Source organism: Gaoshiqia sp. US2 (genome assembly GCF_059705485.1).
Genome location: NZ_AP048550.1, coordinates 3,102,645 through 3,118,818 on the forward strand (window position 1 = coordinate 3,102,645; position 16,174 = coordinate 3,118,818).

Annotated in this window: 13 protein-coding genes; 6 read left to right on the forward strand and 7 right to left on the reverse strand. The window is 44.8% G+C overall.

The annotated features are described in order from the left end of the window. Positions 1–34: 34 nt before the first annotated feature. Complete coding sequence (nifJ, locus tag AC6H3C_RS12430; protein WP_497521223.1) at positions 35–3,583, forward strand: pyruvate:ferredoxin (flavodoxin) oxidoreductase; 3,549 nt, start codon at positions 35–37, stop codon at positions 3,581–3,583. A gap of 75 nt (positions 3,584–3,658) precedes the next feature. Here nifJ and AC6H3C_RS12435 read toward each other — a convergent pair whose 3' ends face one another. From AC6H3C_RS12435 to AC6H3C_RS12450, 4 genes are all read right to left on the reverse strand, one after another. After that, positions 3,659–4,021, reverse strand: a complete 363-nt coding sequence (locus AC6H3C_RS12435; RefSeq protein ID WP_497521225.1) for a DUF3127 domain-containing protein — start codon at positions 4,019–4,021, stop codon at positions 3,659–3,661. Between the two features lie 104 nt (positions 4,022–4,125). Next, on the reverse strand, positions 4,126–4,830 hold the full coding sequence (bamJ, locus tag AC6H3C_RS12440) for a BamJ family beta-barrel-assembly machinery protein (protein WP_497521227.1): 705 nt from the start codon (positions 4,828–4,830) through the stop codon (positions 4,126–4,128). A gap of 18 nt (positions 4,831–4,848) precedes the next feature. Continuing rightward, positions 4,849–5,460: a BamJ family beta-barrel-assembly machinery protein gene (gene bamJ, locus AC6H3C_RS12445; RefSeq protein WP_497521228.1), complete on the reverse strand. Its 612-nt coding sequence runs from the start codon at positions 5,458–5,460 to the stop codon at positions 4,849–4,851. A gap of 82 nt (positions 5,461–5,542) precedes the next feature. Further along, complete coding sequence (locus AC6H3C_RS12450; RefSeq protein WP_497521266.1) at positions 5,543–6,700, reverse strand: ISAs1 family transposase; 1,158 nt, start codon at positions 6,698–6,700, stop codon at positions 5,543–5,545. 278 nt (positions 6,701–6,978) lie between these two features. Between AC6H3C_RS12450 and AC6H3C_RS12455 the strand changes: the two genes are divergently transcribed. From AC6H3C_RS12455 to rlmB, 3 genes are all read left to right on the forward strand, one after another. Further along, a complete protein-coding gene (locus tag AC6H3C_RS12455) occupies positions 6,979–7,797 on the forward strand; it encodes a hypothetical protein (RefSeq protein WP_497521230.1) in 819 nt (272 codons plus the stop codon). 92 nt (positions 7,798–7,889) lie between these two features. Further along, the gene (locus AC6H3C_RS12460; RefSeq protein WP_497521231.1) at positions 7,890–9,839 is read left to right on the forward strand and encodes an ABC-F family ATP-binding cassette domain-containing protein; all 1,950 of its coding nucleotides are present in this window, start codon (positions 7,890–7,892) and stop codon (positions 9,837–9,839) included. A 1-nt stretch (position 9,840) separates the two neighbouring features. Beyond that, positions 9,841–10,602: a 23S rRNA (guanosine(2251)-2'-O)-methyltransferase RlmB gene (rlmB, locus tag AC6H3C_RS12465; RefSeq protein WP_497521232.1), complete on the forward strand. Its 762-nt coding sequence runs from the start codon at positions 9,841–9,843 to the stop codon at positions 10,600–10,602. Here the strand turns inward: rlmB and AC6H3C_RS12470 are convergent. Beyond that, positions 10,592–11,059, reverse strand: a complete 468-nt coding sequence (locus AC6H3C_RS12470) for an Lrp/AsnC family transcriptional regulator (RefSeq protein ID WP_497521233.1) — start codon at positions 11,057–11,059, stop codon at positions 10,592–10,594. The two genes, rlmB and AC6H3C_RS12470, sit on opposite strands and share 11 nt — an antisense overlap. A 329-nt stretch (positions 11,060–11,388) precedes the next feature. On the opposite strand from AC6H3C_RS12470, the gene AC6H3C_RS12475 reads away from it, so the two are divergent. Continuing rightward, positions 11,389–12,726, forward strand: a complete 1,338-nt coding sequence (locus AC6H3C_RS12475) for an ammonium transporter (RefSeq protein WP_497521234.1) — start codon at positions 11,389–11,391, stop codon at positions 12,724–12,726. Positions 12,727–12,849: 123 nt separating this feature from the next. On the opposite strand, the gene AC6H3C_RS12480 is transcribed toward AC6H3C_RS12475, so the two are convergent. After that, positions 12,850–13,332, reverse strand: coding sequence for an Lrp/AsnC family transcriptional regulator (locus AC6H3C_RS12480; RefSeq protein ID WP_497515686.1), 483 nt, complete (start codon positions 13,330–13,332; stop codon positions 12,850–12,852). Between the two features lie 226 nt (positions 13,333–13,558). Next, positions 13,559–14,824: a mechanosensitive ion channel family protein gene (locus tag AC6H3C_RS12485; RefSeq protein WP_497515688.1), complete on the reverse strand. Its 1,266-nt coding sequence runs from the start codon at positions 14,822–14,824 to the stop codon at positions 13,559–13,561. A 72-nt stretch (positions 14,825–14,896) separates the two neighbouring features. Here AC6H3C_RS12485 and AC6H3C_RS12490 point away from each other — a divergent pair, with 72 nt between their 5' ends. Next, the gene (locus tag AC6H3C_RS12490; RefSeq protein ID WP_497515690.1) at positions 14,897–16,174 is read left to right on the forward strand and encodes a M64 family metallopeptidase; all 1,278 of its coding nucleotides are present in this window, start codon (positions 14,897–14,899) and stop codon (positions 16,172–16,174) included.

A 16,174-nucleotide genomic window follows, 5' to 3' on the forward strand; every position in this document is an offset into this window, starting at 1 on the left:
TGAAATATTAAAAAACAATTTAACTGGAATAGACATGGTAAAGGAAAAAAAATTTATCACATGTGACGGAAATTACGCGGCAGCGTATATGAGTTACATGTTTAGCGAGGTTGCCTGTATTTATCCCATTACGCCATCTTCAACCATGGCCGAGTATGTGGATGAATGGGCAGCAAAAGGGAAGACCAACTTGTTTGGCCGTCCGGTACGTTTGGCTGAAATGCAAAGTGAGGCAGGCGCTGCAGGCGCTGTTCACGGTTCATTGCAGTCGGGCGCCCTGACGTCGACTTATACCGCATCGCAGGGTTTATTGTTGATGATTCCGAATATGTACAAGATTGCCGGAGAGCTGCTGCCTACGGTATTTCATGTGAGCGCCCGCGCTGTAGCGGCTCATGCGCTTTCTATTTTTGGCGATCATTCAGATGTTTACGCGACCCGTCAAACTGGTTTTGCCATGTTGGCAGCCGGTTCGGTACAGGAAGAAATGGACCTGGCAGGTGTTTCTCACCTGGCAACCATTAAATCGCGCGTGCCTTTTCTTTCGTTCTTTGACGGATTCCGTACTTCACACGAAATTCAAAAGATTGAATATTTGGATAAGGAAGATTTTTTACCCCTGATCGACCAGGAGGCCCTGGCTGGATTCCGCGCCCGCGCATTGAACCCGGAAAACCCGGTAACCCGCGGTACCGCTCAAAATCCGGATATTTTCTTCCAGGCAAAAGAAGCTGCCAATCCGTTCTACGATGCCGTTCCGGATATTGTTGAATCGTACATGCAGGAAATTACCAAACTGACCGGTCGCGAATATCACCCGTTTACCTATTATGGTGCTGCCGATGCTGAAAACATCATCATCGCCATGGGATCGGTTACCGAAACCATTAAGGAAACGATTGATCACCTGGCCGGGAAAGGACAAAAAGTCGGTTTATTGTCGGTTCACCTGTATCGCCCGTTCAGTGTAAAATATTTCATGAATGTTTTGCCTAAATCAGTAAAACGGATTTGTGTTCTCGACCGCAGCAAAGAACCCGGAGCCAATGGCGAACCCTTATACCTCGACGTAAAAGATTTGTTCTACGGTAAAGAAAATGCCCCTGTCATTGTTGGTGGACGTTATGGTTTAGGTTCGAAAGATACCACGCCTTCACAAATTTTGGCCGTATACGAAAACCTGGCCATGAACGAGCCGAAAAACGGTTTCACCCTGGGCATTGTAGATGATGTGACCTTTAAATCGCTTCCGTTAAAAGAAGAAATTAAGATTTCGCCCGAAAACATTTACGAGGCTAAATTTTATGGTTTAGGTTCCGACGGTACCGTAGGCGCCAACAAAAACTCCATTAAAATTATTGGTGAAACAACCGATAAATATTGCCAGGGCTATTTTGAGTACGACTCAAAAAAATCAGGTGGTTTTACTTGTTCTCACCTGCGTTTTGGCGACAGCCAGATTCGTTCGACCTATTTGGTCACCACGCCCGACTTTGTAGCTTGCCATGTTCCGGCTTACATCAACCTGTACGATGTATTGAAAGGCTTGAAAAAAGGCGGCTCATTCCTGCTGAACTCCATCTGGGATGAAGAAGAAACCAAAAAACGTTTGCCGGATCACATGAAACGTACCCTGGCCCAAAAAGAGATCAACTTCTACATCATCAATGGTACAAAACTGGGTGAAGAACTTGGTTTGGGAACCCGTACCAATACCATCATGCAATCGGCTTTCTTTAAAATTACCAACGTTATTCCTTACGAGAAGGCCGTTGAGCAAATGAAAAAAGCGATTGTAAAATCGTATGGTGCAAAAGGTGAAAAAATTGTTAACATGAACTTTGCCGCAGTTGATGCCGGTGGTGTGAATGTGACCAAGGTGGCTGTTCCTGCCGAGTGGGCCGATATTAAACTGGAGGAAGAACTGGCAGCAGCCGATCGCCCGGAATATATCAGCAAATTTGTTGATATCATCAATGCACAGAAAGGGAATGATTTGCCTGTTTCGAAATTCGTTGGGTACGAAGACGGAACCTTCGAACAAGGAACATCTGCTTTCGAAAAACGGGGTATCGCGGTGAACGTGCCTGAATGGCAGGCTGACAATTGTATCCAGTGTAACCAGTGTGCCTATGTTTGTCCTCATGCTGCAATCCGTCCATTCCTGCTGACAGAAGCCGAAAAGGCCAATGCACCCGAAGGAACAGAAACCCGTGTAGCTACGCCGACCAAACAATTCCCCGATTTGTCGTTCCGGATTCAGGTTTCGGTTCTCGACTGTACCGGTTGCGGCAACTGTGCCGATGTTTGCCCGTCGAAAGAAAAAGCACTGGTGATGAAATCGCTGGGTACACAGGAAGCTGAAGTTGCTCGTTGGGACTATATGGATAAAAATGTGAGCTACAAAGAAGCTGTTGTTGAAAAACACAAGTCAGTTAAAAACTCCCAGTTTGCACAACCCCTGTTCGAGTTCTCCGGAGCTTGCGCCGGCTGCGGTGAAACACCGTATATTAAACTGATTACCCAGTTGTACGGCGAACGGATGATGGTGGCCAATGCCACCGGTTGTTCTTCAATTTACGGAGGTTCGGCTCCGGCAACTCCCTATTGCAAACACAAAGAGAGCGGTCACGGACCAGCCTGGGCAAACTCCTTGTTCGAAGACAATGCCGAGTATGGTTTTGGTATGGCCGAAGGGGTAAATGCTCAACGCGACCGCATTGAAGCCATTATGGCTGAGGCTTTGAACGACGGCATCAGCGAGGCCGAAAAAGAGGCTTTCACCGCCTGGATCGAAGGTAAAAATAATGCTGAAGCGTCAAAAACAGCTTCTGCCAAAGTAATTGAAGTGTTAGAGGGAAAAGATGCCATTTATGCGAAAGACATCCTTGGCCTGAAAAAATACCTCGTGAAAAAATCAGTTTGGATCTTCGGTGGCGACGGATGGGCTTATGATATCGGCTACGGAGGTTTAGACCACGTGTTGGCCTCGGGCGAAGATGTAAACGTGCTGGTGATGGATACCGAAGTGTATTCAAACACCGGAGGACAGGCATCAAAATCAACTCCGGTTGGCGCTGTGGCTAAATTTGCCGCTTCGGGTAAAAAGATCCGCAAGAAAGACCTGGGGATGATGGCGATTACATACGGATACGTTTATGTTGCCCAGGTAGCGATGGGCGCTAACCAGGCGCAATACCTGAAAGCATTACGTGAAGCCGAAGCTTACCCGGGCCCGTCGTTGATCATTGCTTACTCTCCATGTATTAACCACGGTTTACGTGCCAGCATGGGTAAATCGCAGGAAGAAGAGAAAAAAGCGGTTGAATCCGGCTATTGGTCACTTTTCCGTTTTAACCCGCTGTTGGAAGCCGAAGGTAAAAATCCGTTTGAGTTGGATTCCAAAGAGCCTGACTGGAGCAAATTCCAGGAATTCCTGAATGGTGAAGTTCGTTATACATCATTGAAGAAGTCATTCCCGGAACAGGCCGCCGTGTTGTTTAAAGCAGCTGAAGAAAACGCAAAATGGCGTTATGCGACTTACAAACGACATGCAGCCATGAGCTACGCTCCGGAGGAATAAAAAACCATTCCGATAAAAGCAAAAGCCACTGTCCTTGCGGATAGTGGCTTTTTAAATTTTATGCTTTTGATCTTGCTAAAACGGAAGATCATTCCCTTCGTCCATCGGTTCCGGGGGAATATCACCGGCCGTATAATCGGGGACAAAACGTTCAGGAGCGTCGGCTGATAAATTGTCTACTTTCCACGCGTTGATGTTATGGTACCATTTCCCGTTGAATTCGCGCGACTCCACTGAAAACGAAACATTGACATCCGTACCGGGTTTCAGACCGTTTATCAGGCTTAATTTGTCGTTAAATAAGGTGAAACATATTTGCTTGGGAAATTGCTCATCGATTGTGTCAATGACAAATTCCTGCTTTTTCCACTCGTTGCCGGTCTTGCTGGTTCCGGAGTTAACCGGCAAAACCTGTCTGATTTTTCCTTTAATTTCCATATCGGTTCATTCAAGATTCTACGTACTTCAAAATTACGGATAAAAAAATACCCCCGGCAATAAAATGACCGGGGGATTTATGAAAAGTTATTAAGATTTACTTATTACTCAACAATCTCCAAAAGTTCAACTTCAAAGATCAGTGTTGTGTTGGGGCCGATGTCGCGACCTGCGCCACGTTCTCCGTATGCTAATTCTGAAGGAATATATAATTTCCATTTCGAACCTACCGGCATCAACTGCAGGGCTTCGGTCCATCCCGGGATTACCTGGTTTACATTGAAGGTGGCAGGTTCGCCGCGTTCGTATGAACTGTCGAATACGGTTCCGTCGATTAAGGTTCCCTGGTAGTGGCATTTTACAGTTTGCCCGTCTTCAGGTTTTGCGCCTTCTCCGGCAACCAGTATTTCGTACTGCAATCCGCTTTCAGTTGTTGTAACGCCTTCTTTTGCTTTATTTTCGTTCAGGAATGCTTCGCCGGCTTCGGTATTTTTATTGGCTTCTTTTACCGATACCTGCTCGAAAAACTTCTGGATGATCGTACGCGCATCTTCCGGAGAAATTTGAGCACCTTCTTCTTCTTTGAGTTGCTTGGCAAAAGCGTTGATCAAAATATCAATATTCAATTCATCAGCGCCCGGAGACGCATCCAGATTTTGTTTGTTATTTTGACCGATCAGTACACCTAAAGCGTAACTGGCAGAGTCGTTTTCGTTAGTCAGTTTAACAGATTTCAGGTTGCCGTTTGACTGACAGGCTGCCAAAACGATTAAAGCAGCCAGAGAGAGAAATACAGGTTTAAAGTTCATTTTAATTATTTGAATAGATTAAACAATTTCCAAAAGTTCGACATCAAAGATTAAGGTGGTATTCGGACCGATAGATCCACCGGCGCCCCGTTGCCCGTAAGCTAAATCTGAAGGAATAAAAAGCCTCCATTTTGAGCCTGCCGACATCAGTTGCAGAGCCTCTACCCATCCCTGAATCACCCCGTTTACCGGAAAAACAGCGGGAGTTCCGCGTTGCACGGAGCTGTCAAAAACTGTCCCGTCAATCAGGGTTCCGTGGTAATGGCATTTTACCTGGTCGTTCACGGTTGGTTTCTCACCGTTTCCGTCCACCAGAATTTTATATTGAAGCCCGCTGGCCGTTTCGGTTACATCTGCATTTTTCAGGTTTTCAGCTAAAAATTTCATTCCCTCTTCCAGGTTATTATCAGCACCGCTGTTTTGCTGTTCTTCCATGAAGCGCTGTAAAATTTGATTGGCTTGTTCAGCCGTCATTTTTACTTCCCCTCCTTTAAACAAATCTTCCATGGCAAGCATAAAGCCGGATGGGGAGATTGTTTTTACGCCCGACTGGATTAAATTGCTCGTAACACTCAATCCGAGAGCGTAGCTAAACTCATCGAGCCCGTCGTTAAATTTGTATTCTGACATATCATCTTAAATAAAGTTGCGAAGATAGGTTAATTTTTGAAACAGTTTTAATTCATTAGATTTTATCTCAGGGCAAACGCATTTAAATTTTGAGTAAAGTTTCCCTGTATTTTTCGTTCTGTAAAGCTTTTGATCTTTTTCTCTTTTTGCTGGCTTTCCAATGTTGCTCGTTTACCAGCAAAGCCATGACTGTTTTTCGTATGGTGTTAAAATTCTGGGCGGCATAACCTTTTCTTTTTCTGGATTGATCTTCGCCAAAGACTACATCCAAAGTCCAATGCAGGTTGTTCTCGATAGCCCAGTGGTTGCGTGTCCAGGTGTTGAACTGTTTTGCCTGGGCTTCCAGACTTGATATGTAATATCTTGTTTGCCGGGAAGTTTCTCCGGTTGACTTGATAACCCGTTGAGAATCGATCCGGAAAATTGTTTTCAGCCCTTCCCATTGATCCGCGCCTTCGATCATCTCAAGGTTGCTGTACGCAGAGCATTCGCGGGTTTCGATCCGGCCATGCCCGCAATCAACATCTACATCGGAACTGATGGATTTATTGAACCGGATTGTATCCAGAATACCTTCTTCGAGCGACGGCTGGTTGCCTTTGACTGCAAGAATATAATCGGCCCCCTGTTTTAATATTTTCGAGGCAATGTTCTTTTGGCAGCCCATTGCATCAATGGTCACGATGCACCCTTTGACATCCAGGAGAGAAAGCAGTTGGGGAATGGCCGTGATCTCGTTGCCTTTCTCCTGAGTGGCTACCTGTCCCAGGCACAGCCCGTTTTGGGTGGCGAAAGCAGAGACCATGTGTATCGCCGGATTGGTTAAATAATGGGAGTTGCACATGCGCTTGCCATCAATAGCAACCACCTCCTGGTCGCATTGAGCCCGCAAACTGTTGGCCCACTGGGAAAAACAGGCTGAAAACTCAACTGGGTCAATGGCCGAAAAAACCCGGTTAAGCGTGTCGTGCGAGGGAATGCCATAAACAAAAGAGCCGTACTTGCGCAACCAATGCTGCTGTTCCAGGCCAAAGTCCGCGATTTCCTCCCATTCGTCCATTCCGCACAAAACGGCGGACAGTACCAGCAACAGGATGTCATGCAACTGGTGCCGGAAATTACCCCTGTTTGTCCTTCTTGGTTCGCTCACCTTGCTGAAAATCTGGTGGAAAAGCGAACTCTTCCATGCTTCTGAAATTTGTTCTTCTGTCTTCTTATTAATATAGCAAAACTGGCAAATCTTTTATCCAATCATGTAACTAATCAACAGATATTTAGTATATTAGCAAAACGAAAGGCGGGCCATTTACAACATGCAAAACCCGCCTTTCAAAAATATTAATCATTCAAACATAATGAAGAGTTATGAGGAAACCAAGCTCCTCGGCAGGAGCTTATGGCTTAAACCAAACTTTTTTAAATGCGTTTGCCCTGATTTTAAGATTTGTAAAATAGGTTTGCTTGCAAAAAATTAGTAGTTTGGCTTGTTCATTCAGGTTTGTATTAAATGTTATTTTTATGAAAAAATATATCTTTTTTGCTTTGTTTTTATTGGCGGGTACCTGGTCTTATGCCCAGTCAAACTATCAGTATATCATTATCCCGACAGGTTTTTCCGGTATTGGCAGTGGTTTTAATCCCTACGGAGTCAGTTCGGCCCTGCAGCAGATTTTCAGTTCAAAATCCATCAAGTCGGTTTTTGAAACGAGCGATCGGCCTGCTGATTATTGCGAGACGCTGACTGTCGATCTGGAGAAAGTGCCGAACATGTTTCAAAATATACTGAAAGTTAGTCTGAAAGATTGTCAGAACCGAACGGTGTGGACCAATGAAGGCAAAGGGCGTTCAAAAGACTTTCAGCAAGGTTATGCCGAAGCGCTGGCCAACGCATTGCGTGATTTTGATGCTTTGCCCGAAAACACAACCATTCAACCCCAATCGCTTGTTCAGGAGGTGGCACGGTTAAGACAGGCTGAAATAAAGTCGCCCGTTCCGCCACAGGAGCAGGTTTCCGTTCATGCAGAAACGGTAGAGACAGGAGAGGAAGTTTACCGTCCGAGAAATCTCTATTACAACTATACCTATTTTGTCGATGTCGTGGCTGCCGACCAGGGACAAAAACGACTGCTGATTGTGAACGGCGAATTGTTGGGATACGAAAACCTGCAACAGCTGGCCGTGCTGATTCCATCCGGACTTAGCGGCGTATATACTGTACAGTGGTACCAGGCCGATGGCTCCATTGTTACGGGAGTTGCCAACCTGACAGCAAGCGAGTTGAAAATATCGTTGCCTGTTGGATCGGAAACGCAAATAATTAATCTACAAAAATATTAGAAGTCCGTCGTTTAATTTACGAACCAGGATGCAGATCATTGGGGCTTAGTCCCGATGTTTCTGTTATCTTTGCATTTTCAATTTTTGTAGTTATGGTATCGGTTGATCAGTTGGTTGTTAGTTTCGGGGGGTTTGATCTGTTTAAAGGGATTTCTTTTTTAATTACGACTAAAGACCGGATTGGTCTGGTTGGCAAGAACGGAGCCGGAAAATCGACACTTTTAAAAATACTTTCCGGATTGCAACTTCCTTCAGAAGGCTCAATTTCAAGTCCAAAAGACCTGCGTATTGGTTATTTGCCGCAACACATGACCGTTTCGGACACCAAAACCGTTTTTGAAGAAGCCAAAAAAGCTTTTGACGAAATTCTTGACCTGAAAAATGAAATTGAACGGCTTAACAACGAAATCGTCACGCGCGAAGATTACGAGTCGGGAGGCTACATGCAGTTAATCAACCGGGTGACTGAGCTGAATGATCGTCATCAGATGGTCGGCGGAGAAAATATGGACGCCGAGATTGAGCAAACCCTGAAAGGGCTTGGCTTTGAACGGAATGATTTTACCCGGCAAACATCAGAGTTTAGCGGCGGTTGGCGTATGCGGATCGAACTGGCCAAGATTCTCTTGCGAAAACCCGATATTTTTTTGTTGGACGAGCCGACCAATCACCTGGATATTGAGTCGATCCAATGGCTGGAAGATTTTCTGGCCAATTATGGTGGGGCCGTGGTGTTGGTCTCCCACGACAAGGCTTTTCTGGACCAGGTTACCAACCGGACCATTGAAATCTCGCTGGGCCGTATTTACGATTATAAGGCAAACTATAGCCGGTATCTCGAATTACGAAAAGAACACAAGGAAACACAACTGGCGGCTTACCGCAACCAGCAAAAACTGATTGAAGAAACAGAACAGTTTATCGAGCGGTTCCGGTACAAAGCAACTAAGGCCGTGCAGGTACAATCGCGGTCGAAAATGCTCGACAAGCTGGATCGCATTGAAATTGATGAAGAAGACAATTCCCGCTTGAAAATTAAGTTTCCGCCGGCCGTAAGATCGGGCACAGTGGTGGTCGATTGTAAACACCTTTCGAAAAGTTACGGCGATTTGCAGGTTCTGAACGATATCCACCTGACGATTGAACGCGGCACGAAAGTGGCTTTCGTGGGAAAGAACGGCGAGGGGAAAACGACCCTGGCACGGGTTATCCTGAACGAATTGGAGTATACCGGCGAGATGAAAATCGGGCATAATGTAAAAATTGGCTACTTCGCCCAAAATCAGGCACACTTGCTGAACGAAAACCTGACGGTGCTCGAAACCATTGACCAGATTGCTGTGGGAGATGTGCGCACAAAAATCCGCGATATTCTCGGCGCGTTTATGTTTTCGGGCGAAGATGTGGACAAAAAAGTGAAAGTTTTGTCGGGCGGCGAGCGTACCCGTTTGGCGATGATTCGCCTGATGCTTGAACCCGTGAATTTTTTAGTGATGGATGAGCCCACCAACCACCTGGACATGCGCTCAAAGGAAATGTTAAAACAGGCTCTGGCCGATTATGACGGAACGGTGTTGCTGGTGTCTCACGACCGTGAATTTTTGGATGGTCTGGTGAACTGCGTTTACGAGTTCAAAAACAAAAAAGTAAAACAGCATTTGGGTGGCATTTACGATTTTCTGCAAAAGAAAAAGCTTGAATCGCTGAAAGAACTGGAGCAGAAAGTCAAAGTAACTCAGGAACCGGTCGCTACAGAAAAGAAAAGGACGGAAGAAAACAAGCTGAGTTACGAAGAACGGAAAGAGATCAATAAAAATATGACCCGGCTGGAGAAAAATATTGAATTGGCAGAGGCCGATATTTCCCGGCTGGAAGATGAAATTGCCCGGATGGACGAGAAACTGGCCAATCCGGAATCAATAGACGATCGCAATATCTTTGAAAAATACGAGCAGTTGAAATCGAAACTGGAAAACGTGATGGAACAATGGGAAAACTATCACGAAGAATATGAATCTCTGCTGCAACAAAAAAACTGGTGACATGAATCAAACACAGAAAAAAAATGAAGACCTGATTTTTGGCATTCGCGCCGTTATGGAAGCGATCAATTCGGGCAAAGAAATTGACAAGGTACTCCTGAAAAAGGGGGAGGGGGGCGAGTTGTATAAAGAAGTGTTTGATTTGATTCGTGAAAATCAGATTCCCTTCCAGTTTGTTCCGCTCGAAAAAATTAACCGCATTACCCGGAAAAACCATCAGGGCGTCATTGCATTTGTCTCTCCGATAACGTTTTATGATATCGAAAACTACCTGCCAACCCTTTTCGAAGAGGGAAAAAATCCGCTGATCCTGGTACTCGACCAGGTTACGGATGTCCGCAACTTTGGAGCCATTGTCCGAACGGCCGAATGTGCCGGGGTTGATGCCGTGCTAATACCTGAAAAAGGAGCGGCGCAAATTAATGCCGATGCGGTAAAAACATCAGCCGGGGCATTGCACCTGGTACCCGTTTGCCGGGCACGGGATTTACGGAAAGCCGTACTCTATTTGCAGCAGTCGGGATTAAAATTGATTGCAGCTACCGAGAAATCATCGGCGAACTACGTCAACACGGATTATACCGGACCGGTAGCCATTGTTATGGGCTCCGAAGATTCGGGCATTGACCGGCAGATCCTTGAATTGGCAGATGAGCGGGTACAAATACCTATCCTGGGGAAAATCGGGTCACTGAATGTGTCGGTGGCAGCCGGTTTGCTCGTGTACGAAGCGGTCAGGCAGCGGGCAACTGTTACAGGTTGATCTGTACCTGCCGTTTAAATGTTTCTTCCAGCGAAATAAACGTTTCAGTACTGGAAACACCTGGAATTTTTTGGACTTTTTCGCTGAGAATTTCTTTCAGGTGCTCGTTGTCGCGGGCATAAACCTTCACAAAAATGGCGTATTGTCCGGTAGTATAATGGCACTCGACAATCTCGTTGATTTCGCGTAGTTTGATCGCGACATTTTCGTAAAAACCTCCTTTTTCAAGAAAAATACCAACGTAAGTGCAGGTTTTGTAATCTACTTTTTTCGGATCAATGTGGTAGCCCGATCCGGTTATCACATTTAACTCAATCATTCTGTTTACACGTTGATGCACCGCGGCGCGTGAAACACCCACTTCAGCAGCCACATCTTTGAATGGTATCCTGGCATTTTTTGTTATGATCTCGAGGATGTGCAGGTCTACTTGGTCCAGATTATTACGTAGTGTCATTTTGGTTGTCTGATAAATTATTGCTTGAGATAAAAATAGACAAAATTTAGCAAAAAGGAATAAAATACAGTGTTAATCATGCCTTCTGATACCTGCTGATTTCGGAAGACGATTTAACTTGTTGTTATTCAGTGAATTTTTAAATCCAAATCCGGGTCATTGAGCTGTTGTGCTAAAAATGAGATAAAATATCTGTCAAAAATACCGTAAAATTTTAATTTATATTTTAAAATGCTATTTTTGTCGATGTAATAATGTCAAATTGATATTAGCTGAAGATATTTTGTTTGACTTTCCGCTGTAATTGTAGGTATATTAAATATGTTGACATGATGAAAAATGCTAATCTGAGTTGGCTTTTTATGCTCTTGCTGCTGATTGTGGTAGGCCTTGTTGGAATATTGGTTCCCAGTGACTTTGGTGGGTTGGACGACCCCAATCTGGTTCCGGGTGATGTTGCCTGGATGTTAACAGCAACCGCCCTGGTTTTATTGATGACGCCTGGTCTCGCCTTTTTTTATGGCGGGATGATTCAACCCAAAAATATTCTGTCAACCATGCTTCAGAGCTACATTGCAATGGGCCTGGTCAGTGTGCTTTGGGTGCTTGTTGCTTTTAGCCTGGCATTTGGCGACAGTATTGGTCCCGAAGGTTTTGGCTTATTCGGTAACCCGGCTACCTTTTTTATGTTTAAGGGAGTGAACGGAGCCACTCATGCCGATTTAAGTCCGACGATTCCCTTGGCTTTGTTTGCCATGTTCCAGTTAAAGTTTGCGATTATTACGCCGGCTTTAATTACCGGATCTTTTGCCGGAAGGGTTCGTTTCCGTTCGTATATGCTGTTCATGGTTTTGTTTACCTTGTTTATTTACGCGCCTTTATGTCATTGGACCTGGCATCCGAATGGATTTTTGCGGAACTGGGGCGTACTCGACTTTGCCGGTGGTACGGTTGTTCATATGTCGGCTGGTTTTGCCGCGCTTGCAGGTGCCATTTTCCTTGGAAAACGAAAAGAGTTTAATAAAGAATTCCGGCCGGCCAACATTCCTTTTGTTTTATTAGGCGCCGGTATGCTTTGGTTTGGCTGGTTTGGTTTTAATGCCGGTTCGGCATTGGCTGCCAACTCTGTTGCCGCATTGGCGCTGATGAACACGAATACGGCATCGGCTGCGGGGATGCTGGCATACCTGTTCCTCGATATGGCCAAAGGCAAAAATCCCTCGGGAATGGGCGCCGCGATCGGTTTGGTGGTCGGTTTGGTTGCCATTACTCCGGCGGCAGGTTTTGTGAGCGTGGGCTCCAGTATTTTTATTGGTGTCGCGGCATCGATGATCAGTAATTATGCTATCGCATTACGTTCAAAAACCAGGCTGGACGATACCCTCGATGTATTTCCGGCACACGGAATGGGAGGTATTGTCGGGATGTTGTTAACGGCTGTATTCGCGCAGGAAGTAGGGCTTATTCACGGTGAAACGGAAACCTTTCTGTACCATTTGCTGGCCTTGCTGATTGTAGGTGTTTTTACTTTTGGAGGCTCGGTGCTGATGTATAAAATAACGGATCTTATTGTGCCATTGCGTGTTTCAGCCCAGGCCGAGAAAGTGGGCCTGGACATCAGCCAGCACAACGAGTCGTATGCTTTTGAATATAAAAGCGACGAATAGCTTTAACGTGGTCGCTCTTTTATATGCTCGAGGACTCCCCGTAACAGGGGAGTTTTTTTGTATATGTATAAAAAAAACCGTCGCTTGCGGACGGTTTTCATTTATTTTTGTCGTTCGTTGGTTTTATTTGATGGCCACCTGACGTTTAAAATCCATTTCCAGCGAAATAAAGGTTTCGGTACGTGCAATTCCTTCAATTTCCTGCAATTCTTCGTCAATCAGTTTTTTCAGGTGCTTATTGGTTTTTGTCTGAATTTTGATAAAAATGGCGTATTGACCCGTCGTATAATGGCATTCAACAATCTCGGGAATTGTTCGCAAGGCCTTCGCCACCTCGGTGTGATACTTTGCTTTTTCAAGATAAATTCCCATATAAGCACAGGTATTATAACCCAGTTTTGACGGGTTGACAATAAATTCACTTCCTGAGACAACTCCCAGGTTTAAAAGCCGCTGTACACGCTGGTGAATTGCCGCACCGGAAACGCCGCATTCACGGGCGACTTCGAGGAAGGGGATACGCGCGTTTTTGGTAATCAGGCGCAGAATTTTCTCGTCGAGCTCGTCAATTTGCGGTAGCGGTTCAATATAATCTTGATTCATCATATAAGTTTAAATTTTCTTTTTCAAAATTTATTAACGTAAATGTACTAAAAAATGACATTTGCTAATAATAATAGTTTAAAAACACATTGTTTGTAATAAATTGAAAGTATTTTCATCAATTTGATTAAAAATATCGATTCGATTTTGGGCAGCAAATGTAGAATATTTTTTTCTATTTCTCAATGATAATTGAGGCCCCCGCGCGAATATCCTTCGAACTTATTAACTATTTTCTGATGGCTGTTTGGTTGATTAAACTGCTGATATCGTTCCCGCTTGGATTTTGGAAAACATGTAAGTCAAATTCCGGCAGGATAGCGAGTACATGGTCAAAAATATCGGACTGAATATCTTCATAATTTGCCCACCGCTGATCCCTGCTGAACACATAGATTTCGAGAGGAATTCCCTTTTCTGTTGGTTGCAGTTGTCTGACCAGAAAAGTCATTTCCTGATGAATATTTGGATTTTGACGCAAATAGGCCTGCAGGTAGGCCCTGAATATGCCGAGGTTGGTTTGTCGGCGGCCATTAAAAAGATCACCTTCTTCAAGTTGAAGTTTTTGATTGTATGCTGTAATATCAGCCTCTTTTCGGGCGATATAATCCTTCAGCAGATGAAAGCGGTTGAGTTTCTCCAACAACTTTTGATCGCAAAAGCGAACGCTCTTCATATCAATGTTGATCGACCGTTTGATCCTTCGTCCGCCCGACTCTTCCATGCCTGCCCAGTTGTTAAACGACTCGGACACCAGGGCGTAAGTCGGGATGGTGGTGATGGTTTTGTCCCAATTCTGAACTTTGACGGTTGTCAGGCTGATATCAATGACCGTTCCGTCGGCGCGGTGTGATGGCATTTCGATCCAATCGCCCGGTTTCAGCATTTTATTCATCGATAGCTGGATACTGGCGACAAAACCGAGAATGGTGTCCTTAAAAATCAACAGCAAAACAGCTGCCATCGCTCCCAGTCCGGCAAACAGGCCCAGGGGTGATTTATTGATCAGAATACTGATCACGATAATGGTTGATATGAAAATAAACAGAATCTGAACCAGTTGGATGTATCCTTTGATCGGACGCGTTGCCGCATAGGGGGTGGTTTGGTAAATATCGTTAATTACATTGGCTGTTCGTACCATTGCAATGGTGAAGATGCAAACAAAATAGATCCGGGATAAACCGTTTAAGACCGCGGAAACCGTTTCAATTTCTGAAAAACCCGAAGACGAATAGATAATAAAAGCAGCGGGGAGGTGGGCCAGAATGCTGAAGACCTTTCGTTTAATCAGAAAGTCGTCCCATTCGGTTTTGGTTCTTTTGATGAAATGGTAAATCATTCGGATGATTACCACCCGGGTAAGCATCTGAACCAAGGCTGATACCAGAAAAAGGACCACCAGCGAAACAGCGATGGCCGAAATTAAGGTCCACTCATCCGTAAAATTCAATTGCTGAAATAAATCAATGAAAATGTCTTTTAATTGCTTCATCTTAGGGCCGCAGATCTTTTTTGAAAATTTGTAATTAGTTTTATAGTTTTAAACAGTAAAAAAGCACTTCGTATGAGGACATTATACTTTATACTTCTGCTGTTGGCAGCGCCTTACCTGCTCCACGCAAAGGTAAATTATTACACTTATTTTGAAAACAGTTCACTGAGAATTGACTACCTGCTGGGGGGTACCGACAGTTCTGCTGCGGTTTTTATTGAGCAAATGAAGAAAGAGCCGTTTTACGGCGGATCGCACACCCGGCTGATTGATGAGCAGGATTACGGGACTTACCGCTACCGGGTTTTTGATTTAAAGAGCGGCGGCTTGATTTTTTTGAAAGGTTTTTGCCCGCTTTTTCAGGAGTGGCAAACAACCGGGGAGGCTAAAGAGATGAAGCGGAGTTATTATCAGGCGGCTGTTATTCCGTTTCCAAAAAACGAAATTCGTTTTACCATTGAGTACCGGGACTGGGAGGGGAAATATCGCGAATTGCTTTCACTGGAAATTAATCCGGACGACTATTTCATACTGAGAGAAGCGTTGCCGGATTACGAAGTGAAAGAACTTCTGAAAAACGGGCGTCCCGATCAAAAAGTGGATGTGGTATTTTTACCGGAAGGATATACCAGGGGAGAGATGCAAAAGTTTATGGCAGATGCGGAACGGATGGTTGAAATTTTGTTTGGCGTTCAGCCATTCAGTCAGCACAAACAGAATTTTAATATCTATGCCGTCAACGTTCCTTCACTGCAGTCAGGGACTGATATTCCCGGCGAAAATATTTACCGGAACACGGCTTTTGGTTCTACTTTTTACACTTTTGATACGCCCAGGTACCTGACCACCAAAGAAATGAAGTCCGTTTACGATGCGGTCGCTTTGGTTCCTTACGATCATATCTGCGTGTTGGTGAACAGTGAGCAATACGGAGGGGGAGGTTTTTATAATTTCCTCACGATAACGACAGTTGACCACGAGAAATCGCCGGAGGTGATGGTACATGAATTTGGTCATGGTTTTGCCGGATTGGCTGATGAGTATTATTCGTCGGCTGTTGCATACGATGAGTTTTATAATAAAAAACTGGAACCCTGGGAACCGAATATAACAACGCTGGTAAATTTTGACGACAAGTGGAACGATTTGATTGACAGCGAAACTCCCGTACCGACGCCCCGCGAAGCTAAATTTTCGAACAAAACAGGCGTGTTTGAAGGCGGCGGCTACTCCGCTCAGGGAATTTACAGTCCGGTAATGAATTGCCGGATGAAAAGCAATGAAGCAAAAGGTTTTTGTCCGGTTTGTGCAAGAGCCATTGAGCAGACAATCCGCTGGCACTGCGAATAG